Origin of the sequence: Bradyrhizobium sp. SSBR45G, from assembly GCF_030159255.1 — a bacterium.
Lineage (GTDB): Bacteria > Pseudomonadota > Alphaproteobacteria > Rhizobiales > Xanthobacteraceae > Bradyrhizobium.
Genome location: NZ_BSCT01000036.1, coordinates 1 through 23,627, shown reverse-complemented (window position 1 = coordinate 23,627; position 23,627 = coordinate 1). Strand labels below are relative to the sequence as shown.

Annotated in this window: 21 protein-coding genes; 13 read left to right on the top strand and 8 right to left on the bottom strand. The window is 66.7% G+C overall.

Features of this window, described 5'->3' with window-relative positions:
- The first annotated feature begins 86 nt into the window (after nt 1–86).
- Both ftsH and QQL87_RS30010 read left to right on the top strand, forming a co-directional pair.
- Nucleotides 87–1,943, top strand: coding sequence for an ATP-dependent zinc metalloprotease FtsH (gene ftsH, locus QQL87_RS30015; RefSeq protein ID WP_284422704.1), 1,857 nt, complete (start codon nt 87–89; stop codon nt 1,941–1,943).
- A gap of 109 nt (nt 1,944–2,052) precedes the next feature.
- On the top strand, nt 2,053–3,738 hold the full coding sequence (locus QQL87_RS30010; RefSeq protein WP_284422705.1) for a methyl-accepting chemotaxis protein: 1,686 nt from the start codon (nt 2,053–2,055) through the stop codon (nt 3,736–3,738).
- Between the two features lie 51 nt (nt 3,739–3,789).
- On the opposite strand, the gene QQL87_RS30005 is transcribed toward QQL87_RS30010, so the two are convergent.
- On the bottom strand, nt 3,790–4,719 hold the full coding sequence (locus QQL87_RS30005) for a DMT family transporter (RefSeq protein WP_284422707.1): 930 nt from the start codon (nt 4,717–4,719) through the stop codon (nt 3,790–3,792).
- A gap of 171 nt (nt 4,720–4,890) precedes the next feature.
- On the opposite strand from QQL87_RS30005, the gene QQL87_RS30000 reads away from it, so the two are divergent.
- Complete coding sequence (locus QQL87_RS30000) at nt 4,891–5,496, top strand: TetR/AcrR family transcriptional regulator (protein WP_284422708.1); 606 nt, start codon at nt 4,891–4,893, stop codon at nt 5,494–5,496.
- Between the two features lie 42 nt (nt 5,497–5,538).
- Entirely contained in the window at nt 5,539–6,318 is a 780-nt protein-coding gene (locus QQL87_RS29995; RefSeq protein ID WP_502871238.1) for a sulfite exporter TauE/SafE family protein, read from the top strand.
- 21 nt (nt 6,319–6,339) lie between these two features.
- Here QQL87_RS29995 and QQL87_RS29990 read toward each other — a convergent pair whose 3' ends face one another.
- The gene (locus QQL87_RS29990; protein ID WP_284422710.1) at nt 6,340–7,269 is read right to left on the bottom strand and encodes a DMT family transporter; all 930 of its coding nucleotides are present in this window, start codon (nt 7,267–7,269) and stop codon (nt 6,340–6,342) included.
- Between the two features lie 146 nt (nt 7,270–7,415).
- Complete coding sequence (mgtA, locus tag QQL87_RS29985; RefSeq protein WP_284422711.1) at nt 7,416–9,977, bottom strand: magnesium-translocating P-type ATPase; 2,562 nt, start codon at nt 9,975–9,977, stop codon at nt 7,416–7,418.
- A gap of 220 nt (nt 9,978–10,197) precedes the next feature.
- Between mgtA and QQL87_RS29980 the strand changes: the two genes are divergently transcribed.
- The 6 genes from QQL87_RS29980 to QQL87_RS29955 all read left to right on the top strand — a co-directional run bounded on the left by QQL87_RS29980 (nt 10,198) and on the right by QQL87_RS29955 (nt 17,208).
- Nucleotides 10,198–11,466, top strand: a complete 1,269-nt coding sequence (locus tag QQL87_RS29980) for an efflux RND transporter periplasmic adaptor subunit (protein ID WP_284422712.1) — start codon at nt 10,198–10,200, stop codon at nt 11,464–11,466.
- Nucleotides 11,463–12,689 carry an ABC transporter permease gene (locus tag QQL87_RS29975; RefSeq protein WP_284422713.1) on the top strand — a complete coding sequence of 409 codons (1,227 nt, stop codon included), beginning with the start codon at nt 11,463–11,465 and terminating at the stop codon, nt 12,687–12,689. Before QQL87_RS29980 ends, QQL87_RS29975 begins: the two co-directional genes overlap by 4 nt.
- Nucleotides 12,682–13,365: an ABC transporter ATP-binding protein gene (locus tag QQL87_RS29970; protein WP_284422714.1), complete on the top strand. Its 684-nt coding sequence runs from the start codon at nt 12,682–12,684 to the stop codon at nt 13,363–13,365. Before QQL87_RS29975 ends, QQL87_RS29970 begins: the two co-directional genes overlap by 8 nt.
- Nucleotides 13,366–13,746: 381 nt before the next feature.
- The gene (locus QQL87_RS29965) at nt 13,747–15,039 is read left to right on the top strand and encodes an adenylosuccinate synthase (RefSeq protein WP_284422715.1); all 1,293 of its coding nucleotides are present in this window, start codon (nt 13,747–13,749) and stop codon (nt 15,037–15,039) included.
- Between the two features lie 36 nt (nt 15,040–15,075).
- Nucleotides 15,076–16,716: a hypothetical protein gene (locus QQL87_RS29960; RefSeq protein ID WP_284422716.1), complete on the top strand. Its 1,641-nt coding sequence runs from the start codon at nt 15,076–15,078 to the stop codon at nt 16,714–16,716.
- Nucleotides 16,717–16,770: 54 nt separating this feature from the next.
- Nucleotides 16,771–17,208 (top strand): DUF5413 family protein, encoded by a 438-nt coding sequence (locus QQL87_RS29955; RefSeq protein ID WP_284422717.1) that lies wholly within the window; start codon nt 16,771–16,773, stop codon nt 17,206–17,208.
- Between the two features lie 14 nt (nt 17,209–17,222).
- On the opposite strand, the gene QQL87_RS29950 is transcribed toward QQL87_RS29955, so the two are convergent.
- A complete protein-coding gene (locus QQL87_RS29950; RefSeq protein ID WP_284422718.1) occupies nt 17,223–17,471 on the bottom strand; it encodes a GCG_CRPN prefix-to-repeats domain-containing protein in 249 nt (82 codons plus the stop codon).
- Between the two features lie 26 nt (nt 17,472–17,497).
- Complete coding sequence (locus QQL87_RS29945) at nt 17,498–17,743, bottom strand: hypothetical protein (RefSeq protein ID WP_284422719.1); 246 nt, start codon at nt 17,741–17,743, stop codon at nt 17,498–17,500.
- Between the two features lie 261 nt (nt 17,744–18,004).
- Here QQL87_RS29945 and QQL87_RS29940 point away from each other — a divergent pair, with 261 nt between their 5' ends.
- Complete coding sequence (locus QQL87_RS29940) at nt 18,005–18,961, top strand: helix-turn-helix domain-containing protein (RefSeq protein ID WP_284422720.1); 957 nt, start codon at nt 18,005–18,007, stop codon at nt 18,959–18,961.
- Between the two features lie 63 nt (nt 18,962–19,024).
- Nucleotides 19,025–19,576 (top strand): DUF4112 domain-containing protein, encoded by a 552-nt coding sequence (locus tag QQL87_RS29935; protein ID WP_284422721.1) that lies wholly within the window; start codon nt 19,025–19,027, stop codon nt 19,574–19,576.
- A gap of 90 nt (nt 19,577–19,666) precedes the next feature.
- On the opposite strand, the gene QQL87_RS29930 is transcribed toward QQL87_RS29935, so the two are convergent.
- The 3 genes from QQL87_RS29930 to msrA form a co-directional block, all read right to left on the bottom strand.
- Nucleotides 19,667–19,954 carry a hypothetical protein gene (locus tag QQL87_RS29930; protein ID WP_172112344.1) on the bottom strand — a complete coding sequence of 96 codons (288 nt, stop codon included), beginning with the start codon at nt 19,952–19,954 and terminating at the stop codon, nt 19,667–19,669.
- Between the two features lie 402 nt (nt 19,955–20,356).
- Nucleotides 20,357–20,767: a peptide-methionine (R)-S-oxide reductase MsrB gene (msrB, locus tag QQL87_RS29925; RefSeq protein WP_284422722.1), complete on the bottom strand. Its 411-nt coding sequence runs from the start codon at nt 20,765–20,767 to the stop codon at nt 20,357–20,359.
- 69 nt (nt 20,768–20,836) lie between these two features.
- A complete protein-coding gene (msrA, locus tag QQL87_RS29920; protein ID WP_284422723.1) occupies nt 20,837–21,553 on the bottom strand; it encodes a peptide-methionine (S)-S-oxide reductase MsrA in 717 nt (238 codons plus the stop codon).
- 247 nt (nt 21,554–21,800) lie between these two features.
- On the opposite strand from msrA, the gene QQL87_RS29915 reads away from it, so the two are divergent.
- On the top strand, nt 21,801–23,510 hold the full coding sequence (locus tag QQL87_RS29915) for a caspase family protein (protein ID WP_284422724.1): 1,710 nt from the start codon (nt 21,801–21,803) through the stop codon (nt 23,508–23,510).
- Nucleotides 23,511–23,627 lie beyond the last annotated feature (117 nt).

Genomic DNA, 23,627 nt, shown 5'->3' with positions numbered 1-23,627 from the left:
TGATCCAGAACAAGCCGCCTGCAAGCGAGCCTGCTATCCGCCAGAGACCTTCGCGCGCACGAGCACCGGACTGGAGCGAGCTCGATATGGAATCCGATCCGAACGCCCGCAAGCAGGCCATCGCCGTCGGCTACATCTTCCTCGCCGGCGTCGGCATGCTGCTGCTGCAATGGCTGCTGACGACCTACAACACCGTCGAGACCATCCCCTACAGCCAGTTCGAGCAACTGGTTGAGCAGGGCAAGATCGCCGAGGTCTCGGTCAGCCAGGACACCATCCAGGGCAAGTTCAAGGACAAGCAGCCGGACGGCAAGACCTCGTTCGTCACCGCGCGGGTCGATCCGCCGCTGGCCGAGAAGCTGGCAACGAAGGGCGTCACCGTGACCGGCGTTCCCTCCGGCGGCGTCATTCAGACGCTGCTGGCCTGGATCGTGCCGGCGCTGATGTTTTATCTGATCTGGGTGTTCCTCGGCCGCAAGGTGATGGACCGCCAGGGCTTTGGCGGGCTGATGTCGATCGGCAAGTCGCGCGCCAAGGTCTATGTCGAGACCGACACCAAGGTGACCTTCGCCGATGTCGCCGGTGTCGACGAGGCGAAGTTCGAGCTGCAGGAGGTGGTGCAGTTCCTCAAGGACCCGAAGAGCTATGGCCGGCTCGGCGCGCATGTGCCGAAGGGCATCCTGCTGGTCGGCCCGCCCGGCACCGGGAAGACCTTGCTCGCGCGCGCCGTCGCTGGCGAGGCGGGCGTCGCCTTCTTCTCGATCTCGGGCTCGGAATTCGTCGAGATGTTCGTCGGCGTCGGTGCTGCGCGGGTGCGCGATCTGTTCGAGCAGGCGCGCAAGGCCGCGCCCTGCATCATCTTCATCGATGAGCTCGATGCGCTGGGGCGCAGCCGGAGCGGCGGCGGGCAGTTTGGCGGCTACGACGAGAAGGAGCAGACGCTCAATCAGTTGCTGGCGGAGCTCGACGGCTTCGATCCGAGCTCCGGCGTCATCCTGCTCGCCGCGACCAACCGGCCGGAGATTCTCGATCCCGCCCTGATGCGCGCCGGCCGCTTCGACCGTCAGGTCCTGGTCGATCGCCCCGACAGAAGCGGGCGGCTTGCCATTCTGAAGGTGCATGTTCGCAAGATCACGGTCGCCGACGGCGTCGATCTCGACAAGGTCGCGGCCCTGACGGCCGGCTTCACCGGTGCCGACCTCGCCAACCTGATCAATGAGGCGGCGATCGCCGCGACCCGGCGCAAGGGCCACGACGTGACGTTCGACGACTTCACGGCCGCGATCGAGCGCATCGTCGCCGGTATCGAGAAGAAGAGCCGCGTGCTCAATCCCGCCGAGCGTCGGCGCGTCGCCTATCATGAGATGGGCCATGCGCTGGTCGCGGCCAATCTCGCCGGCGTCGATCCGGTGCAGAAGGTCTCGATCATTCCGCGCGGCGTCGGCGCGCTCGGCTACACGATGCAGCGGCCGACGGAGGACCGCTTCCTGCTCGCGGTCAGCGAGCTGAAGAACCGGATCGCCGTGCTGATGGGCGGACGTGCCTCGGAGCAGTTGATCTTCGACGGCGACGTCTCGACCGGCGCCGCCGACGATCTGCAGCGCGCCACCGAGATCGCCATCGAGATGGTCACCAAATACGGCATGGATGCGAAAGTCGGCCAGCGCACCTATGCGCCGCGGCCGCAAGTGTCGTTCCTGCAGCCGCAGGATCAGATCGTGTCGGCGGCGGACATCACCGGGCGCGAGATCGATCTGGCGGTGCGGGACCTGATCGCGGAAGGAGGCGTGCGCGCCCGGGCGATCCTCGAAGATCACCACCAGGATCTGGAGCGCGGCGTTGCGCTGCTGATCGCCAAGGAGACGCTGACCGCCGAGGAGTTCGCGCCGCTGCGGCCGGTATCCTCCTCTGCCACGGCCCAGGAGTCCGTCAGCACGGTCTGATCCGGATTTCTACGGAGATCGTTCGCAACCGAACCCTAACCAACATCCGATCAATTTGTCGCCGTTGATCTTGACGGGTCGCGGATTTCGATCGGGCGGAGTTGCTTGCGTGCTGCTGAACAATCTGAAGATTGCCCCCAAGCTTGCCATCGTCGTCGGTGTCGCGCTGCTGGGCCTCGCCGCGGCCGGGACGTTCGCCGGCAATCTCATGCAGAAGGAGATGGTCAACGCCCGCATCGAACAGTGCCGGGCGATCGTCGAGACCGCACGCAACATGGCCATCGGCCTCATCAAGGAGGTCGACGGCGGCAGGATGACGAAGGAGGCCGCGATCGACGAGTTCGTCAAGCGCGGCAGCACGATGACCTTCGACAAGGGGATGGGCTATCTGTTCGCCTACACGATGGACGGCAACGTCGTGTTGTCCCAGGACCCGAAGCAGCGCGGCTCGAATGTGATCGATTTCGAGCTCAATGGCCGCAAGCTCGTCGTCGAGCTGCGCGACGGTGTCGCCAAGGACGGTGAAGTCACCCTGCGCTACGAATATCTCAGGCCGGGCCAGGAGCAGCCGACCCGCAAGATCTCCTATGCGGTCATGATTCCGGGCTGGAACACGTTCGTGGGTACGGGCGTCTATGTCGACGATCTCGACGCCAAGATGAAGCCGCTGAAGTGGCTGATGTGGATGGCCTGCGCCGGCATCGCGGTCATCGCCGGCGGCATCGCCTGGCTGATCAGCCGCAGCATCAGCGTGCCGCTGAATCGCCTCGGCGTCCGCATGCGCGAGATCGCCGACGGTAAGCTCGACGGCGAGATCCCCGGCGTCGGCCGCGGCGACGAGATCGGCGGGATGGCGGCCACCGTCCAGATCTTCAAGGACAACGCGCTGCGGATGCGCGAGCTCGAGCATGCGGAGGCCGCGACCCAGCAGCGCGCCGAGGCGGAGCGGCGTGCGGCGATGCAGAACCTAGCCGCCGACTTCGAGCGCAGCGTCAACGGCATCGTCCGCTCGGTGGCCTCGGCCGCCGAAGGCATGCAGCACACCGCGCAGTCGATGACCTCGACCGCGAGCGATGCCAGCTCGCGTGCCTCCACCGTCAGCGCCGCCACGCAGAGCGCGAATGACAATGTCGGCACCGTGGCGTCCGCAGCCGAGCAGCTGTCGAGCTCGGTCAACGAGATTTCCCGCCAGGTCGCCCGGTCCAGCGAGATCGCGAGCAAGGCGGTCGGCGATGCCGAGCGCACCAATGCCACCGTCCAGGTGCTGTCGACCGGCGCCGAGAAGATCGGCGAGGTCGTCAAGCTGATCCATTCGATCGCGGCCCAGACCAATCTGCTTGCGCTCAACGCCACCATCGAAGCCGCGCGCGCCGGTGAGTCCGGCAAGGGATTTGCCGTCGTCGCTTCCGAGGTCAAGGCGCTTGCCAACCAGACCGCGAAGGCGACCGAGGAGATTTCGGCGCAGGTCGCAGCGATGCAGACCTCGACCCAGGACGCGGTCGCCGCCATCAGCGGCATCACCCAGACGATTGCGCAGATGAGCGAGATCACCAACTCGATTTCGACCTCGATCGCGCAGCAGGGCGATGCGACGCGCGCGATCGCGCGCAACATCCAGTCGGTCGCCGCCGGCTCGAACGAGATCAGCACGCATATCGGCGGCGTCACCAAGGCCGCGGAAGCGACCGGCATGGCCGCCTCCGAAGTGCTCTCCAGCGCCCGCGAGCTCGACAGCCAGTCGGGCCTGCTGCAGCAGGCGGTCGACGGCTTCATGGCGAAGGTGCGGACGGCGTAGCCGGAGCAGCGGCGGGCGCCTGCGAAAGCGCCGGTCAGGGCTTGCCGGCGCTCACGCGGCCTTGGCGCCCCTGGTGCGGGACGCGATGATCACGCCCGCGATGACCAGCGCATAGCCTAGGAGGTGGAACAGCTTCAGCTCCTCGCCGAGCAGCAGGATCGCGAGCACCGAGCCGAACAAGGGCACGAGGTGCAGGAACGGCGCGGCGCGGTTTGGCCCGATCAGGCCGATTCCCCGGTTGAAGAACAGATAAGCGAGCGTCGAGGCGAACACCACGACGTAGCCGAGCGTCAGGATGGACAGCAGGTCGAACTGCAGCACGAAGCCCGATGAATATTCCCAGACGGCCAGCGGCAGCAGCAGCACTGCGCCGACGGCCGTACAGGATGAGATCAGCGACAGCTGGTGCACCGCCGGCCGGCGCGTCATGGCGGCGGAGTAGAGACCGAACACCAGCAGCGCGCCGGCGAACATCAGATCGCCGCGGTTGAACTGGATCGCGGCCAGCGCGCCGAGATCGCCGCGCAGCAGGATCACCAGCACGCCGACGAGTGACATCGCAATTCCCGCGAATTGCGCCGGCGTCAGCCGCACGCCGAACAGCAGCAGCGACCATAGCGCGACGAACAGCGGCGTCGACGACTGGATCAGCAGCCCATTGAGCGCCTGCGTATACTGCATCGCCCAATAGGACAGCGCGTTGTTGATGGCGAAGCCGGTCAGCGAGAACAGCAGGATCAAAGGCCAGTGGGCGAGCAGCGTCCGCCAATCCCTGACCAGGTGCGCCCGCGCGAACGGCCACAGCATCAGGAACGTCCCGATCCAGCGGATGCAGGACAGCGTCAGCGGCGGGACATGGCCGGCCACATAGCGCGCAAGCACGATGTTTCCGGCCCAGAACAGCGAGGCCAGCGTGAGCAGCAGGTAGGGCTGGTTGTTGAGCCAGGCGAACAGCGAGGGTGGCGGGGATGGGGCGGGCAAGGATTCGGCTTCTCTCGTGAAGCAGAGGTTGTGCCCGAAATGGCGCCCGGGACAAGAGCGCCCGGCGGATTGCCGCCATGTCGGAAGGCGACGGAACGTCTTTACAAAACGAATATTCGTTTTATATGTGAGCGCCGCTTATGGGTCCAGCCGTCCGGGCAGGAGTTGCGCATGCCGAAGCTGAAACCGGCGACGATGGCCGCGCGTCGCGGAGAGATCCTGCAGGCCGCCGAAGCCTGTTTCGCGCGCCAGGGATTCCATCAGACCACCATCTCCGACGTCATCGCCGAATCCGGTCTGAGTGCGGGCTGCATCTACGGCCACTTCGCCAGCAAGGAGGACCTGATCCAGGCGATCGGCGAGCACCGGCACGACCGCGATGCCGGCCTCCTTGCCGCCGCGCGCGACATTCCGGACCCGCTCGAAGGACTGCGGGCGATTGCACGCGCGTCGCTGGCGGACATGCAGAAGGAGGACGGGCTGCGCAGTCGCCGCATTGCCTTGCAGCTGTGGGCCGAGGCGCTGCGGGATGACGCGATCCGCGAGCAGGTCGCCGACGGCATCCGCAGGCCGATCGCCCTGGTCACCGAACTGCTGCAACGCGGCCAGCGGCTCGGCGTCGTCGACCGCGCCGTCAATCCGCGCAGCATCGCCCGCACCATGGTCGCGATGTTTCAGGGCTTCGTGCTGCAGCGGCTGTGGGGCGAGCCGTTCTCGTCGGCCGAGGCGATGGCAGGTTTGGAGGCGCTGCTGGCGGGCCTTGCGCCAAGACGATGATCCGCGGCTTCGGCGCGCGGCAGCATTCGGGGGGTCGCGATGATGAATGTCCTTGATCTCATCGGCGGTCTCGGCACCGGCCTGATCAGCGGATTCACTTCGGGCCTGCTCGGTGTGAGTCCCGGCGGCGGCCTCGTCGTGTTCGCGGTGCTGCTGCTCGGCGCGCAACAGCACGCCGCGCAGGGGCTCTCTTTGGTCGCGCAGATCCCGCCGACGAGCGCCGCCGGCATCAAGCGCTATTGGGATGAAGGCAGCCGGGCGCCGCTGGTAGTGCTGCTATGGCTCGGACTAGGCTTCCTGCTGGGCGGCGTCATCGGCGCGCTCATTGCGAATGGAACGGCCGCGGGCATCCTGCGCTGGGCCTACGTAATCTACCTGCTGCTGCTCGACGTGCTGCTGCTGCGCCGGTCATCGGACCGGGGACTGGCCAAGACGGCGGATGCTGCGGCTGATCCAGGCTGGCTTGCACTTCTGGCGGTCGGCAGTGCGGCCGGCCTATCGTCTGGCTTTCTCGGCATCGGCGGCGGGCTGGCGACCGTCGTTGGCTTGAGCGCGGTGCTCGGCATGCCCCAGCATCGCGCCCAGATGATCAGTCTGGCGCTAACCCTGGTGCCCACGACGATTCCATCCGCCTGGATCTATTGGCAGCACGGCGCTCTGCCGTCCTGGCCGGTCCTGGTTGCGGTGATCATCGGACTGGCGTTCGGCACCGATCTCGGCGCACGCCTTGCGAACCGCGCATCCCCTGCGCGACTGCGGCTCCTGCTGATCGGCTTGGTATCGCTGATGGCCATCGGCATGGCGCTCAAGGCCGCCAACTAGCCGTTCTTCGCCGTGACTCTCTCACGTGGCCTGCTTGCGCGAGGCGACGTAGACGCCGCTCAGCACCAGCGCGAAGCCGATCACATGGAAGATCTGCGGCTGCTCGCCGAGGAACACGAACGCCATGATCGAGCCGAACACCGGCACGACATGAAAGAACGGCGCGGCGCGGTTGGCGCCGATCAGCAGCACGCCGCGATTGAAGCAGAGATAGGCGATGGTCGAGGGAAAGATCGCGACATAGAGCAGGGACAGCAGGTTCCGGGTGTCGAACGTCATCACCGGGCGCGTGTTGAGCTCCCAGATCAGGAGCGGAATGAGGCTCGCCGCGCCGCATCCGAAGGTGAAGGCGACCATCGACAGGCCATGGATCTGCGGTCGCTTGATCGTCAGCACCGAGTAGAAGCCGAACACCGCCATCGCGACCAGGAAGATCAGGTCGCCCTTGTTGAAGCTGATGTCGGCGAGCGCCGCTGGATGGCCGCGCGTCAGGATGAGCAGCACGCCGACCATCGACAGCATGATGCCGATCGCCTGCGCCAGGGTGAGATGCACGCGCAGCAGCAGCAGCGACCATAGGGCGACGATCAGCGGGCCGCCGGATTGCAGCAGCAGCGTATTGAGGGCCTGGGTGTATTCGAGCGACCAGTATTGCAGTGTGTTGAAGGCGCCGATGCCGGTCACCGACAGCGCAATCATGATGCCGAGCCGCGACCGGATGGCGGGCCAGTCCTGGCGGAGCTGCTTCCAGGCCAGCGGCAGGATCAGCAGGAACGCCAGCGACCAGCGCAGGAACGACAACGTCACCGGCGGGATGTGGCCGGCGGCGAGCCGGCCGACGATGGCGTTGCCGGCCCAGCACAATGCGGTGATGCTGAGCAGCACGTAGGGCTGGTTCGCGATCCAGGCGCGCGCGGGCGCGGTGGACGCGGTGGGATCGGCGGCGGACATGCGGCGGTGTTGGTCCCGGTTCGTGCGCCGCGGCGAACGGCCCGGCGCTCCAGGCCGCTGTTCCTCCCCGGCGCTCTCGACAGACACCAAATGCAGCTGCCTATCAAGAGGGCAGATGCATCGCGACTATGCAGCGATGATCGTCGTCAAGGCCCCGCATTATGGGGCGCCCCGCCTCGTTGCGTCCGGCGTCCGGATCGCACGGCCAGCGATTTGAGCCCCTCGGCACAGACCAGATAGGCAACGACGAGCGCCGCGATGGTGGCAAGCACGATGACGGGCGGTACGACAAAGCCGAACCAGGCGCCAGCCGGCGTGAAGGGCAGGCCGAGCGCGACGACCAGCGCGACCAGCGACGACGCCGTCAGCATGGGATCCGCCCGGTTGCTCCATGGTCGCGCGTTGGTCCGGATGATGAAGATGACGAGAATCTGGGTCGCCATGGATTCGAGGAACCAGGCCGTGCGGAACTCATCGGGGGTCGCATGGAACAGATAGAGCAGCGCGCCGAAGGTCAGGAAGTCGAACACGGACGACAACGGACCCATGATCGCGGCAAAGCGCATCAGCCGCTTCATGTCCCAGCGCTGCGGCCGCGCCGTGGCCTGCGGACTCACGCGGTCGAAGGGAATGCCGAGCTCCGACAGATCATAGAGCAGGTTGTTGAGCAGGATCTGCGTCGGCAGCATCGGCAGGAACGGCAGCACCATCGATGCGGCGGCCATCGACAGCATGTTGCCGACATTCGAGCTCGCGCCCATCCGGACATATTTCAGGATATTGGCGAAGGTGCGCCGGCCTTCTTCGACGCCGTCGGCAACGACGTCGAGATCTGACGCGAGCAGAATGATGTCGGCGGCCGACTGCGCGACGCCGGTGGCGCCGTCGACGGACAGGCCGATGTCGGCGGCCTTCAGCGCCGGGGCATCATTGATGCCGTCGCCGAGGAAGCCGACGACCTCGCCCGAGGCCTGCAGCGCCTTGACGATGCGCGACTTCTGATCGGGCGCGAGCCGACCGAAGGCGTCGGCGGATCGCACCTGCACCGCGAGCGCGTCGTCGCTGAGCTCGGCGATGTCGCTGCCCGACAGCACGCGGTCGGCCTTCAGCCCGACCAGGCCGGCCAGCCGTTTGACCACGACGGGATCGTCGCCCGACAGGATCTTCAGCGCGATGCCGGCGCGGGCCAGCTGCGCAATGGCGGCTGCCGCGGTCGGCTTGGGCGGATCGGCGAAGGCGCATAGTCCTTCGAAGATCAGTTCCTGCTCGTCATCGGTCTCGATCTCGCGCGGCGCACCGCTCCAGGGCTTTGACGCGATCGCGACGGTGCGCAGGCCTTCACTTGCGAGCACGCGAACATGCTCGCGCACGGCTGCGTGCGCAGTCTCGTCCATCGGCTCGATCGTCTCGCCGCGCCGCTGCTGCGTACACAGCACGATCACCGCTTCGGGCGCGCCCTTGACGATCAGGATCTGGTCGGCGCCGCGCATCGCCAGCACGGAGCCGAGCCGGCGCGAGAAGTCGAAGGCCTGCTGTCCGCCCAGGCTCCATCCAGCAGCCGCCTGCGCGGCACCGGCCATCAGGGCGGTGTCGAGTGAGCCGCGGTCGCCGCCCAGCGTCGCCGCAATGGCGCCGAGCTCGCCCGGGCGGCTCGCATCGCTGCCGTCGGGCGCGACGCTGCGCGCCAGCGTGATCTCGGCGGATGTCAGCGTTCCCGTCTTGTCGGTGCACAGCACGGACATGGCGCCGAGATCGTGAATCGCAGCGAGCCGCTTCACGATCACCTTGCGCTTGGCCATGCGCAGCGCGCCGCGCGACAAGGTCACGGTCGTGATCATCGGCAGCAGTTCGGGCGTCAATCCGACCGCGAGCGCGACCGAGAACAGCAGCGAGTCGAGCACGGGGCGGCCGAACACGACGCGGACGGCGAGCACGATGACGACCAGCGCCAACGTAAGCCGCGCGATGACGAGGCCGAACTCATGAAGGTCGCGCTCGAACGGCGTGCGCCCTTGCGTTTCGGCGAGCGCCGAGGCTGCCGCGCCAAACATCGTGTTCGGCCCGGTATTGACCACGATGGCGACGGCTTCGCCGGTCTGCGCCACCGAGCCCCGGAACAGCGCATTCGACGTGTCGTTTTCATCGCTCGGAAGGCTGGCCTGTTTCGTCACGGGATAAGGCTCGCCGGTAAGCGCAGCCTCGCCGGCGGTGAACGCTTTGCTCTCGATGATCAGTGCGTCGGCAGGGACGATGTCGCCGGCGCGGACCCGCAGCAGGTCTCCGGGCACGACCGCGTCGACGTCGATTTCACGATAGGCGCCATCGCGCTTGACCTCGGCTTTCAGGGCGACCGAGCGGCGCAGCTCTTCGGCGGCCTTGACGGCATGCCCCTCCTGAACCGTGTCGAGCCCGATCGACAGCGTGAGGATGAGAACGATGATCGCGCCGCCGATCTCGTCTCCGGTCACCATCGAGATGATGCCGGCCACCAAAAGGATCAACGACAGCGGTTCGAGCAGACGGCGGAGCACGGCACGCAGCGGACCCACGACATGCGACGGCGAGTCGGCATTGTGCCCGTAGCGCTGCAGCCGTCGTTCAGCATCGGCCTCGGTGAGGCCGTCGAGGCCGCAGCCGAGGGCCTCGCTCGCCTGTGAAGGCGAGAGGCGCCAGAACCGGTGCAGGCCGGGGGTGCTATCAGTGCTCACATGCGCCCGTTCATGTTCGTGGATCGCGTGTCATGGCGACCCCGTTTGATTTGCATGAACGATCGCGCCGCGGTTGACCTAGCGCAACATCCCCGCAGCCACGATCACTTAGCTTGCCTGCAGCGCGCCGCGGGCTGGCGGCCGCGTCATCATTCCGTGAAGGATGGTTCCGGCCTGTCGCCGGGCTCCCTCCGTATCGAAGGGTTCTGTATTGACGACCATGGCCGATCAAGCCGCAGCTCCGGCACCCCGCACCAGGACAAGCCTTGTTCATACCGCGTGGTCGACGCTCTGGGCGCATCGCTGGTTCGCGCTTGCCGTGGTGGCGCTGCTGGGTCTCGGCGGCTGGCAGAGCGTCCGCGTCATGCTTGGCCCAGCCATCGTGGTCGATCAGGTTCAGCGCGGCGATCTGGTCGAGACGGTCGTCGTCAGCGGCCATGTCGAAACGCCGTTTCGCGTCGAGATCGGCAGCCAGATCACCGGCACCGTCGAGGACGTCCTGGTGCTTGAGGGCCAGCGGGTCATCAAGGGCCAGCCGCTGATCTCGCTCGAAGCGCGCGAGCTGAAGGCCGCGGTGGTGCAGGCCCAGGGGCAGGTGGCGCAGGCCGAGGCGCGGATGCGGCAGCTCGCCGAGCTGACCCTGCCCTCGGCGAAGGAAGCGCTGCGCCAGGCCCAGGCGACCTTGCTCAATGCGCAGCAGACCTATGACCGCACCTCGCAACTGACAAACAATGGCTACGCGACGCGGGCGGCGCTCGACGAGGCGCAGAAGACGCTCGACGTCGCGCTGGCACAGAAGCGTGCAGCCGAGTTCCAGGTCTTCACGGCGAGCCCCGGCGGCAGCGACTACGTCATGGCCGAGACGCAGCTGAACCAGGCAGCTGCCAATCTCGACACCGCGCAGTCGCGGCTGGGCTACGCGACCATCTCGGCCCCCCGCGACGGCGTGCTGATCACGCGCAATGTCGAGAAGGGCACCGTGGCACAGGCCGGCAAGGCGCTGCTGGTGCTGGCACCCGCGGGGGATGTCCAATTGGTGCTGCAGATCGACGAGCGCAATCTGGGCAAGCTGGCGCTGGGGCAGACCGCGCTGGCCTCGGCCGACGCCTATCCCGACCGCCGCTTCGCCGCGGTCGTCAGCTACATCAATCCCGGCGTCGACATCTCGCGCGCCTCGGTGCAGGTCAAGCTGACGGTGAAGGATCCGCCGGACTATCTGCGCCAGGACATGACGGTGTCGGTCGATATCGAGGTCGCCTCGCGCAAGGATGCGCTGGAGCTGCCGGTGCGCTCGGTTCATGATCTCACCTCGGGACGGCCCTGGGTGCTCGGCGTCAAGGACGGGCGCGCCGTCAAGCAGCCGGTGCGCGTCGGCATCCGCGGCAATAGCCATGTGGAGATCGTTGATGGCTTGAGCGCCGGCGACGTTGCGGCGCCTGCCAATTCCGGTGTCGTGACCGGCCAGCGCTTGCGTCCGGTGCTGCCGTGAATCGCTGGATTCCGTTCGAGTGGATCGCGGCGGTGCGCTTCCTGCGCGAGGGCCGGCTGCAGACTCTGTTCATCATCGTCGGCATCGCGATCGGCGTTGCCGTCATCGTGTTCATGTCGGCGATGCTGGCAGGCCTCGAGGCGAATTTCATCAAGCGCGTGCTGACGTCGCAGCCGCAGATTCAATTGCTCACGCCGGACCAGGTCGCGCGTCCGCTGCGGAACGGCAATGGCGTCATCGAGGACGCCATTGTGCAGCGTCCGAGCCAGCGCGTGATCTCGATCGACCAGTGGCCCAAGATCCGCGACCAGATGCTGGCGATGCCGGAGGTCGCTGCGGTGTCGCCGACCATCTCGGGCTCCGCCCTTGCGATTCGTGGCGACGCCAGCCGTGCGGTGACGCTGTCCGGCATCGAGCCGGAAAGCTATTTCACCATCGTGAAGGTGCCGGACTACATCGTGGCCGGCGAGCCGCGTTTGACCAGCGAGACCATCATCATCGGCACCGAACTGGCCAGGGACCTTGGCGCCGTCGTCGGCGACAAGCTCAACGTCCAGGCGGCCTCCGGCGCCAACCGTGTCTTGACGGTGGCCGGCCTCGTCGACCTCGGCAACAAGGGCGTCAATCAGCGCGCGGCCTATGTCGCGCTGCGTACCGCGCAGTCGCTGCTCGGCATGGTCGGCGGCGTCACCACGATCGACATCACCGTGCACGACATCTACGCGGCAGAGGACATCGCGCAGCGCATCCAGGCGGCCAATCTCGTCAAGGCCGACAGCTGGATCAAGACCAATTCGCAGTTCTTCACGGCGGTACGCGCGCAGGAGACGTCCAACACCCTGATCCGGGTGTTCGTCGGGCTCTCGGTCGCGTTCGGCATCGCCGCCGTGCTGATCGTTTCGGTGATCCAGCGCTCTAAGGAGATCGGCATCCTCAGGGCGATGGGCACCTCGCGCGGGCGGATCCTGCGCGTGTTCCTGCTGCAGGGCGGGATGCTCGGCTTCATCGGCTCGCTGTTCGGCGCCGCGTTGGGCGCGGGGGCTCTGATGTATTGGCATGCCGTGCAGCGCCAGGCTGACGGCTCGGAATTGTTTCCCTTGATCCTCGAGCGCCGGCTGTTCGTGATCACGGCGCTGCTCGCGACCGTGACGGGCCTGCTCGCAGCCACCGCGCCGGCGTTGCGCGCGGCCAAGCTCGATCCTGTGGTGGCGATCCGTGGCTGAGGCCCTGTTGCGCCTGGAGAAGGTCTGCAAGGCCTACAATGTCGGTCTGCCGAACGAGACCGAGGTGCTGCATGACATCGATTTGGAGGTCGACAGCGGAGAGTTCGTTGCGCTGATCGGTCCGTCCGGCTCGGGCAAGAGCACGTTGCTCAACATCGTCGGCCTGCTCGACCGGCCGACCTCCGGCCGGCTGACGATCAAGGGCCAGGACACCGCCGCGCTCAGCGATACCGAGCTCACTCATCTCCGCGGGCACACGATCGGCTTCATCTTCCAGTCTCATCTTCTGATCTCCGCCTTCACGGCCAAGGAGAACGTGATGATGCCGCTGCTGGTCGATCGCGGCTTTCCGAGTCCGGAGATCGAGGCCCGGGCAGGCCGGCTTCTCGACCAGGTCGGTCTGGCGAAATTTGCCGACAACCTCGCGACCAACATGTCGGGCGGCCAGCAGCAGCGCGTCGCAGTGGCGCGGGCGCTGGCGATGAACCCCGATCTGGTGCTGGCGGACGAGCCGACCGGCAACCTCGACACCAAGTCGGCGGAGGCCGTGTTCGATCTGATGCGGCAGGTGAACCGGGATGTCGGCACCAGCTTCCTGCTGGTCACCCACAACCTCGATCTGGCGCGGCGCTGCGATCGTATCATCGAGGTTGTCGACGGCTGTATCCGGACCTGACAGCGCGGTGCTGAAGCGAGCAGCCGGGGCTGCCGGGGTTGCAGCTTCGATCGCAGATTCGCCGCCGTTCCAGTGCTGAATGGGCATGCCCGGATCAATGCGCCGCCAGAAGCGGATGGCCGGGCCGCCCGATCCGCAGCCGGGGCGGCATGAAATTTTGGGGCTTATCAAAGGCTTGGTGGCGCTGTTGTGTGCTCCGAAGGCCCGTTCTTGCTTGCCTAGCCCGGCGGCTTCCTTTATCCGGTGGGTCGCCTCGCAAGCGAGCGGTCCCGGCCGCGATTTGGGCTGGGCGCATGATTGGCCAGGCTGGCCCTTCATCGGAAGCGATATTCGTAGAGCCGATCGTGCTGTTTTGGATCTTGGCAGAGGAAAGAGCTGCGCATGGCTAACGTCGTCGTCGTCGGCGCCCAATGGGGTGACGAGGGGAAGGGCAAGATCGTCGACTGGCTTTCGGAGCAGGCCGACATCGTCGTGCGCTTCCAGGGCGGCCATAACGCCGGCCACACCCTCGTCATCAACGGTGCGACCTACAAGCTGGCGCTGCTGCCGTCCGGCGTGCTGCGCTCCGGCAAGCTGTCGGTGATCGGCAATGGCGTCGTGTTCGATCCCCAGGCCTTTCTTGACGAGGTCAGCAAGCTGCAATCACAGGGCGTTGCCATCAGCCCGGACAATCTCCGCGTCGCCGAGAACGTCACCCTGATCCTGCCGCTGCACCGTGAGCTCGACGCGCTGCGCGAATCCGCCAGCGCTGCCACCGCGATCGGCACCACCCGCCGCGGCATCGGCCCGGCCTATGAGGACAAGGTCGGCCGCCGTGCGATCCGCCTGATGGACCTCGCCGATCTCGATACGCTGCCGCACAAGATCGATCGCCTGCTCGCCCATCACAACGCGCTCCGCCGCGGCCTCGGTCTCGAGCAGATCGACGGCCAGCAGATCCTGCGCGAGCTGACCGCCTTTGCGCCGAAGCTGCTGCCCTATGCGGAAACGGTCTGGCGCCTGCTCGACATCAAGCGCCGCGAGGGCAAGCGCATGCTGTTCGAAGGCGCCCAGGGCGCGCTGCTCGACGTCGATCACGGCACCTACCCCTATGTGACCTCGTCCAACACGGTGGCCGCGCAGGCCGCGACCGGCGCCGGCCTCGGACCGGGCGCGATCGGCTACGTGCTCGGCCTGTGCAAGGCCTACACGACCCGGGTCGGGCAGGGACCTTTTCCCACCGAGCAGGACAACGAGACCGGCCGCAAGATCGGCGAGCGGGGCCGGGAATTCGGAACGAACACCGGCCGGCCGCGTCGGTGCGGCTGGTTCGACGCGGTGCTGGTTCGCCAGGCCGTGCGGACCTGCGGCATTAACGGTCTTGCACTGACCAAGCTGGACATTCTCGACGGTTTCGACACGATCGAGGTCTGCACCGGCTATCGGCTGGACGGCAAGGAGATCGATCATTTCCCGGCAGGCGAGGGCGCACAGGCCCGGGTCGAGCCGATCTATGAGACCATCGAAGGCTGGAAGCAGCCGACGGCGAACGCGCGCTCCTGGGCCGACCTGCCGGCCCAGGCCATCAAATACGTCCGGCGCATCGAGGAACTGGTGGGTTGCCCAATTGCGCTGCTTTCCACGAGCCCCGAACGCGAGGATACTATTCTGGTCCAGAATCCTTTCGAGGCGTGAAGGGACCCGACAGCGAAGCCCGCGAATTGAGTTGATATGGCCGACTACTACCCGCTGATAGCCCGTGCCATTGCCGGATTGGACCCCAACGCTCCCGGCGAAAGCCGGCGCGCGCTTTACGAGCGGGCTCGCGCGGCGCTGATCGCGCAGTTGCGCAGCGTGCAGCCGCCGCTCAGCGAATCCGAGATCACGCGCGAGCGGCTGTCGCTCGAGGAGGCGGTCCGCAAGGTCGAGGCTGAAGCGGCCCAGCGCGCCCGCGATGCGCAGCGGGCGTCGGGCGGCGCTGCCCGTCCGGGCGATGCGCTGCGCCGGGCCGGCGCGCGCAATCCGGAGGCTCCGGCCACGCCCGCGGCTCAGCCCGGGGCGACGTCCGATCCGGCGGCGGCTCCCGCCCCGCGGCCGCGACCGGCTGCTGCACCTCCCGCTCCTCGCAACGAGCGTCCGCCACTCGGTGCCGAGCCGGCAGAGGCCCGTCCAGCCCGCTCCCCACGGCCAGCCGAGCCGCCTCCTGCAGCCGCAGCACCCGCCACGCCGCCGCGGCCGCAGCCGGCCCAGGCCGCAGCCCCGGATGCACCGCAGTTACGCGAGCGTCCGGCTGCTCCGCGACGGGGCCAGGACAACAACATCCCCGCTGCGTCGACGCCGTCGATGCGCGGTTTCCGCGACATCACCGCCGATGTCGATGATCTCGGCAAGGCCACCGCCCAGGCCAATCGTGCCGCGCGCAAGACCTACGCCAATGTTCCGGCGACCGACCTCGACCGGCTCGAGGACGACGATGATCGTCCACCATTGCCCGAGGCACCTTATTCCTACGACGAATCGGTCCAGGAGGCCGAACGATACTCGGTGCCGGCCACCTCGACCCGTCCGCGGGCCGCGGCGGAGCGCGAGGCCAAGAAGAAGCCGGAGCGATCCGGCTCGACGTTCCCGTTCAAGGCCGCGATTGCCGCCGGCATCGTGCTGATTCTGATCGGCGCCGGAATTCTGTGGGGCCGGCCGCTGGTCGGCGCCGTCACGGGCCTGTTCAAATCGTCCTCGACGGTCGAGGCGCCCAAGGACACCGGCGCGCCGTTGAGCAAGCCGAAGATCACCGACCGCGTCGGCCAATCGCCATCCTCGGACCAGATTGCGCCGGTGGCCCAGAAGGTCGTGCTCTATGACGAGGATCCGGCCGACCCGAAAGGCAAGCAATATCTCGGCTCGGTGGTCTGGCGCACTGAGCAGATCAAGGCCACGGGCACGCAGAAGGCCGACATCGCTGTGCGCGCCGACATCGACATTCCGGATCGCAAGTTCAAGATGACGATGTCGTTCCGCCGCAACACGGATACCTCGCTGCCGGCGAGCCACACCGCCGAGCTGACCTTCATCCTGCCGCAGGATTTCACCGGCGGCGGCGTCGGCAACGTGCCGGGCATCCTGATGAAATCCAACGAGCAGGCGCGCGGCACGCCGCTGGCCGGCCTCGCGGTCAAGGTCACCGACGGCTTCTTCCTGGTCGGCCTGTCCAATGTCGACGCCGACCGGACCCGCAACGTGCAGCTCCTGAAGGAGCGTTCCTGGTTCGACGTTCCCCTGGTCTACAGCAACCAGCGCCGGGCGATCATCGCGATCGAGAAGGGAGCCCCCGGCGAGCGCGCCTTCAACGACGCCTTTGCGGTGTGGGGGGACTGAGCAGTCGGCACGCGCTTTGTGCGCTTGCCTGATCGGCGAGCCAGGAGGTTTGGCATGAAGCGATATCTGATCTTCGTTGCCGTCGGGCCGGCGCTCGGCGGGTTCGCGCTGCTGCTGGTCACCACCTACATGTCCGGCTACTGGACCGATACGAATCCGGGTGAGGTCGCCAAGCTGTTCAAGGTGTTCGTCACCTCGCTGCAGTTCAGCTATCTGTTCGGCTTCCTGCCGGCGCTGATGATGTGCGCGATCGATGACATCCTGTTCCACGTCCGGCGCATCCCGCCGGTTGCGCGGATGCTGATCGTGGGCGGCATCGCCTTCCTGCTCGCCGGCTTCAACTATGCATCGCACGGCTCGGAAAACGGGGCCGTCCAATGGATCCTGTACGGCCTGGTCGGCTTCATTCCGGCGACGGTGTCGTCCTGGCTGGTGCACATCTATGTCGACGAGACGCCGCCGGCGGTCGTCACCGAGCCGCCAGCGGCGTAGGCGCGCATGGGGGCCTATCGGCCGTTGCCGCGGCAGCGGCCGCCCGGGCCGATGTGAAAGCCGCGCGGGCAGGCGTGGGCTGCCGGATTGGCGAAGTTGCGCAGGCAGCCGCCATAGGGCCCGCGGTGCCAGCCCGGGCCGCACCCGCCCGCCACCTGAATGACGGCCGGCTCCGGCCGGGATTGGATCGAGGCCAGCGGCAGCGCGGATGCGCTGGCGCTCATCGCCGCCATCAGCAGGGCGCTGGTGAGAATGGTCCGCATCGATGATCTCCCTGAAGCTGAATGAGCTAACCGCCGGCGGCGAAGGCGATGCCGGCGCGCACCTCGCCAATGGCCTGATCGATCAGTCCCATCGCGCGCTCGCGATGTCCGCCCTTGTTCGGGGTCGCCTGCGCCAGCTCGGCCCGCGCGGATTGCAGGAGGGCAATGGTCTCGGTCATGTGCGGCTGAGCCCCCAGCGCATAGCCGATCCCTAGACAGGCCGCCAAAGCGGCGCCTGCGCCGAGCTTGCGAGTCGCGGAAGACATGGTCATTTTCGATCTCTCCTCGCACTCATGGTCGTTCGACGTGGAAGGTGGAGGCCGCAGCGCACGTTGGCGTGCGTCCGTCCGCATCGCTAGTTGAACCGGTTGGCGCTGTCTTGGACTAATCGGCATCAACGGGCGAACGATTTGGACTGATCGGCGCTCTCCTCTGCCATCCCGACGCTCCCTGGACTTCAGCCGCGGTTCATCCCGCTGCTGCCACAATGACTGCGTTGATTTTGAGTTTTCGCATTTCCGGGTCCGATTTCGATGACCATTGTCAGGAAAGTGCTGTCGACCGACATGCTGCCGAAAGCGCTCGACGACAGGCAGCGCTTCTTGTGCTTTGCCGAATTGTTCGAGCACTTCTCCAACACCGGTGAACTTGATCCCGCCGAGGACGTGCCATTTCGCGCCGCAATGAACGCGATCCATATCGGCACGACGTTGCTCGGCCGTTGCGACGGTACCTTCACCCGTGTCAGACGCGAGCGGCGCCAGGTCCTCGCGACCAATGACGACCGTTACTGCCTGGCGCGCAACGCCGGCAGCCGTGAGGCGATGGTCGTTCATCGCGGACGCGAATTCGTGCTTCGGCCGGGCGCCATGGTGCTGCTCAAGCTCGACGAGCCGTTCTTCAGCGCCGACGGTGCGAGCCACAAGCGCTTCGTCAACGTGCACCTGCCGATGATGACGTTGCGATCGATGGTGCCTGATGTCGACGATCTGGTCGGACAGGAATTGGAGCCGGGCGGGGCGCTTTCGCTTGCCATGGACTATAGCGAGCTGCTGCTCGCCCGGCCCGCCGCGGCCGACGAAGCGGGCACGGCCGTCGCCCAGCACCTGCTCGACCTGGTCGCCCTGGGCCTCGGCGTGCGCGGCGAGGTCGCGCTCAAGGCCCGGCGCGGGGGGCTGCGCAGCGTTCGCCTGACCGGCGTGCTCGCGATCCTGAACGCGCGCTTTGCCGAGCCGGACTTTTCGGCGCAGAAGCTCGCGACCGCCGCCGGCCTGTCGGAGCGCTACGTCAACGACCTGCTCTACGAGGCCGGGGCGGGCTTCTCCGCCCGGCTGAACGAGTTGCGCCTGCGCAAGGCGATGGACATGTTGGCGGGCGGAGGTCGTATCAGCGATATTGCGTTTGCCTGCGGCTTCAACGACCTGTCCTACTTCAACCGCTGCTTCAGGCGCCGCTTCGGGCTGACCCCGACCGGCGCCAGGGGCCGATAGCCCGATTCCGGCGACGATCCGACGCAACTTGTGCCCGGGCCTGTGCGTTTCTATGTGATGGGTATGCAAGATCACATTCCGACCTCGTCCCGTCGCGCGTCCGGGCGCGCCTCCCAGGCGCAATTCGACGCCAACGAGGCACGTGGTCCGGTCATCGACCAGGACGGGCGCGAGATTCCGCACGGGCCGTTCCAGTCCTCGTTCAATGGCGCCTTCGTCGGACCCGGCGGGGTGCGCTTCGACTTCAACACCGCCAATCCGTTCGGCAACCTGACCCGCGAGCAGCGCATTGCCCGGCTCGAGGCGGTGGCGAAGCTGCTCGACGTCGCCTTCGTCGTGCCCGGCACGAACATCCGCTACGGCCTCGACGGCATCATTGGCCTGATCCCGGTGGTCGGCGACCTCATCGCGACTGCGCTGTCGCTGTGGCTGGTGCGCGAGGCCCGTGCGCTCGGCGCGCCCTGGCACGTCATCACCCGCATGCTCGGCAACGTCGCGGTCGAGGGCGTCATCGGCATGGTCCCGATCGCGGGTGACGCGTTCGACGTGCTGTTCCGCGCCAACATGCGCAACGCCAAGATCCTGAGGCGGTGGCTGGATACCCAGCCCCGGTAACGAGCGCCAGAAGCTAATATTAAAAGGGCCCCAGAAAAAAACTGCCCCGCTCGAGGCGGGGCAGGGTGTCGTCTGATGGTCTGGCGGCCGTCAGGCGGCATCGGCGTCGGGCGCCTTGTCCTCGACGGCGCGGCGCGGCAGCGGAAATGCCTCGCTCTCATACAGGGTGCGGATGCCGTTCTGGTCGAACCGGGCTTCCTCGACCTGCAGATAGGCGCCATTCAGCGAATCCGCGGGCAACTCCTCCATGGCGAAGCGCACGGCCTCAGCCGCGGTGCCGAACCGCCGATAGGCAAAGCCCGCCCGCTTCTTCTTGCGAATGGCGGCGGGAAACAGTTCGGCAGAGGTGTTGAAGTTGAACGGACGCAGTGGACGCATGGTCTGAGACCTCTTCTTGTCGGCTTAGAACGCTGACGCGAGCTTTCGAACGATCCAGCTTGGCAATCGCGCCAGCGTTTGCGGGGGTGGAGGGCGGTATTTTGCCGCTCCAGGCGGCCCGGCCCTGCATGTCAGTTACGGCCCCTAATATAGGCCGATTTGACAGAAATGCGAATCCTGCCGGCTCACATCGTAAATCTGGCCTGCTTCGGGCTCTGATGAAATATCCTATTTTTTCAACAACTTAATTGATCTGCAACTTGTGAATGCAGGAGAGGCCGCTGCGCACGGCGAAAATCTCGCGCATTGTGACCGATTTTGACCGCCCCGAAGCGGCGGCTCGGGGCCTGGTGGCCCCCCGGTACCGCCCGATGAGCGGCGCCGGGAGGAACCAGGTGCACCTCAGCGCGGCTTCAGCTTCAGCGCCGCCGAGTTGATGCAGTAGCGCAGTCCGGTCGGCCCCGGACCGTCCGGGAAGACGTGCCCGAGATGACCCGAACATTTCGAACACAGCACCTCGGTCCGGACCATGCCGTGGGTGGTGTCGGTCTCCTCGTCGATATGGCTCTCCTTGGCCGGCTGGGTGAAGCTCGGCCAGCCGCAGCCGGAATCGAACTTGGCGTCGGATTCGAACAGGGTCTGCCCGCAGCCGGCGCAGATATAGGTGCCCGCGCGATGCTCATGCTCGTACTCGCCGGAGAACGGACGCTCCGTCGCCTTCTCGCGCAGCACGGCGTATTGCATCGGCGACAGCTCCTTGCGCCACTCCGCCTCGCTCTTCACGACCTTGTCGCTCGTCTTGGTGTCGCTCATTCTTCATCCCTCCGGCGGACCCGAATGGTCCGCCCCTGTCATTGTGCGCGTCGGTTCCGGTCGATCGCCTCAGTTGGTGGCTTTGGCGTTGCCGACCAGCGTCGGCTTCTCGATGTAGTTCTCGGCGAAGATCTTCTTGAGATTGTCGATCTTCGGCAGGTCGTTATAGGCAATATAGGGCTGGCTCGGGTGCAGCGTCAGGTAGTCCTGGTGATAGTCCTCGGCCGGGTAGAACGCCTCGAGCTTGCCGACCTTGGTGACGATCGGCTTGCCGAACAGCTTGGCCTTGTCGAGCTGGGCGATATAGGCCTCTGCGACCTTCTTCTGCGCCTCCGAGGTGGTGAAGATCGCCGAGCGATATTGCGGGCCAGAGTCCGGGCCCTGGCGGTTCAGCTGGGTCGGATCGTGCACGACGGAGAAGAAGATCTGCAGGATCTTGCCGTAGGAGATCTTCTTCGGGTCGTATTTGATCTGCACCGACTCCGCATGCCCCGTGCTGCCGCTCGACACCGTGCGGTAGTCGGCCGTCGCCTTGGTGCCGCCGGCATAGCCGGACACCGCGCTGACGACGCCGGCGGTGTGCTGGTAGACGCCCTGGACGCCCCAGAAGCAGCCGCCGGCCACCACCGCGGTCTCGAGCCCGTCGGACGCCGGCTGATCCTGCGCCGGCGGCGGAATCACCACCGCCTCCTCGGCGGCATGGAGGGGCTGCCACGCCAGGATGCCGGCGGCGGCGATGGCGCCGAGCACGGCCGTCTTCAGGAAAAGGGAGCGGGTGAGGCGCATGTTCGATCCTCGGTTTGGGTTATCTGTGTCTCATTTCGCCGGCCGAAACACTGGCCCGGCCGGGCCTCTGTCGCAAGATACGTTGCATCCCCGGCGGCGTTACGGGAGCGGCCACACGACTGCGTGAACGCCGCCCGGTCCCCCGCGGCGGGCCGCGCTGCCGGGCCCGCTGGCCCGGCTCGAACCGGAGCGCAGTTCGTTCGACCAATCGATGTCCCGCCAGCTCCATTCGAGATTCGCCGCGCACATGCCCCGACTTGCCTCGTTGCTGCTCCTGGTTGCTTTCGCCACGCCGGCTGCGGCCGGTCCGCTGCTGACCGACGACCTCGTCACCTGCCGCACCCGGCCGGCCGATACCAGCATCAACTCCAATGCCAGCATCCAGCCCAAGGCGCGGGTGGAGGCGTGCGAACGGCTGATCTCCCGCGGCGGCCTGACCGGCAAGGACCTCGCGATGGCGCTCGATGTGAGCGCAAGTGCGGCGATGACGAAGCTCGATTTCGACAAGGCGATCGAGACGTTTACGGCCGCCATCGCCGCCGACCCCGACAATGCCTATCTGGTCGATCGCCGCGGCATCGTCCATCAGCGCAAGGGCGAGGATGACCTCGCCGTCGCCGACTACAACCTCGCCCTTCAGAAGCGGCCGACGTTCGCCGCTCCCTACAACAACCGGGGCACGATCCAGCTGCGCCACGGCGCGCTGCAGAGCGCGCTTGACGATTTCAACGCGGCCGTCCGCTACGCGCCGAAGATGTATGTGGCCTATTCCAACCGCGGTCACGTGCGAACCCTGATGAAGGACTTTGACGGCGCGTTGTCCGATTTCGACGAAGCCGGCAAGATCGATTCCGAGGCGACGACCGCGCCGTTCCACCGCTGTGAGACGCTGACCGCGATGGGCCGGTTCGACGATGCCTTCGCGGCCTGCAACACGGTGCTCGCCAGGAGCCCGAAACATCAGGGGGCATTGTGCGCGCGGGCCGAGGCCTCTCTCGCCAAGGGCGATCTCGACGCCGCGCTGAAGGACCTCAACACGGTGCTCGCCTTCAACCCCAACAATGTCCGCGCCCATGCCGATCGCGGCCAGCTGTTCGAGCGCAGGCGGGATCTCGCCCAGGCGCGCGCGGACTATCGCTCGGCGGCGTTCGCGCTGATGCCGTTCGACGAGATCGACGTCGCCAATGCGCGCAAGTTGGCGCGGGACCGGCTTGCGGCGCTGAGTCCGCAAGGGCCGGGGGCGTCGGCGACGGTGCGCCGGGTCGCGCTCGTGATCGGCAATGGCGACTACAAGTCGGTGCACGTGTTGCCCAACCCGCCGCGCGACGCCAGGCTGATCGCCGACACCCTGCGCGGGCTCGGCTTCCAGTCGGTCATGCTCGCCAATGATCTGTCGCGCGACAAGTTCTTCGCTGCGCTGCGCAGCTTCGAGGCCGAGGCCGAGAAGGCCGATTGGGCCGTGGTCTATTATGCCGGGCACGGCTTCGAGATCGGCGGGGTCAACTATCTCGTGCCTGTTGATGCGAAGCTCGCCGCCGACAAGGATGCCGAGACCGAGGCGGTCGCACTGGAGCAGGTGCTGGCCGCGGTCGGCGCCGCGCGCAAGCTGCGGCTCGTCATCCTCGATGCCTGCCGCGACAACCCGTTTGCGCCTGGCATGAAGCAGACGCTGGCCTTGAAGCTCGTCGACAAGGGCTTCTCCAACATCGAGCCCGGCGCCGGCATGATGGTGGTCTACGCCGCCAAGCACGGCGCCACCGCGCTCGACGGCGAGAACGGCAACAGCCCGTTCGCGACCGCGCTCGCCCGCACCATCAAGGAGCCGCGCCTCGAGGTGCGCAAGCTGTTCGACATCGTCCGCGACGACGTCTGGGCGGCGACCAAGCAGCGCCAGCAGCCCTTCACCTACGGCTCGCCGCCGGGACGCGAGGATTTCTTCTTCGTGGCGGCGAAGTGAGCGTCGTGCGGGGGCTGCGCGTTGCATCGATTGCGAATGAGATGAGTGATGTCCACGCCACCCTCCGCCGTCGTCCCGGGCTTGACCCCATAGGCGCTAAGATAGTTTTAGCATCAT

Excerpts from the sequence above, each read along its gene's own strand:
- QQL87_RS29915 (WP_284422724.1), top strand. The coding sequence starts at position 21,801 with ATGCCCCGACTTGCCTCGTTGCTGCTCCTGGTTGCTTTCGCCACGCCG.
- QQL87_RS29945 (WP_284422719.1), bottom strand. The coding sequence starts at position 17,743 with ATGACCATGTCTTCCGCGACTCGCAAGCTCGGCGCAGGCGCCGCTTTG.
- QQL87_RS29980 (WP_284422712.1), top strand. The coding sequence starts at position 10,198 with ATGGCCGATCAAGCCGCAGCTCCGGCACCCCGCACCAGGACAAGCCTT.
- QQL87_RS29930 (WP_172112344.1), bottom strand. The coding sequence starts at position 19,954 with ATGCGTCCACTGCGTCCGTTCAACTTCAACACCTCTGCCGAACTGTTT.
- QQL87_RS29990 (WP_284422710.1), bottom strand. The coding sequence starts at position 7,269 with ATGTCCGCCGCCGATCCCACCGCGTCCACCGCGCCCGCGCGCGCCTGG.
- QQL87_RS29955 (WP_284422717.1), top strand. The coding sequence starts at position 16,771 with ATGAAGCGATATCTGATCTTCGTTGCCGTCGGGCCGGCGCTCGGCGGG.
- QQL87_RS30000 (WP_284422708.1), top strand. The coding sequence starts at position 4,891 with ATGCCGAAGCTGAAACCGGCGACGATGGCCGCGCGTCGCGGAGAGATC.
- QQL87_RS29940 (WP_284422720.1), top strand. The coding sequence starts at position 18,005 with ATGACCATTGTCAGGAAAGTGCTGTCGACCGACATGCTGCCGAAAGCG.
- QQL87_RS29960 (WP_284422716.1), top strand. The coding sequence starts at position 15,076 with ATGGCCGACTACTACCCGCTGATAGCCCGTGCCATTGCCGGATTGGAC.
- QQL87_RS29965 (WP_284422715.1), top strand. The coding sequence starts at position 13,747 with ATGGCTAACGTCGTCGTCGTCGGCGCCCAATGGGGTGACGAGGGGAAG.
- QQL87_RS29935 (WP_284422721.1), top strand. The coding sequence starts at position 19,025 with ATGCAAGATCACATTCCGACCTCGTCCCGTCGCGCGTCCGGGCGCGCC.
- ftsH (WP_284422704.1), top strand. The coding sequence starts at position 87 with ATGGAATCCGATCCGAACGCCCGCAAGCAGGCCATCGCCGTCGGCTAC.
- msrA (WP_284422723.1), bottom strand. The coding sequence starts at position 21,553 with ATGCGCCTCACCCGCTCCCTTTTCCTGAAGACGGCCGTGCTCGGCGCC.
- msrB (WP_284422722.1), bottom strand. The coding sequence starts at position 20,767 with ATGAGCGACACCAAGACGAGCGACAAGGTCGTGAAGAGCGAGGCGGAG.
- QQL87_RS29995 (WP_502871238.1), top strand. The coding sequence starts at position 5,539 with ATGAATGTCCTTGATCTCATCGGCGGTCTCGGCACCGGCCTGATCAGC.
- QQL87_RS29950 (WP_284422718.1), bottom strand. The coding sequence starts at position 17,471 with ATGCGGACCATTCTCACCAGCGCCCTGCTGATGGCGGCGATGAGCGCC.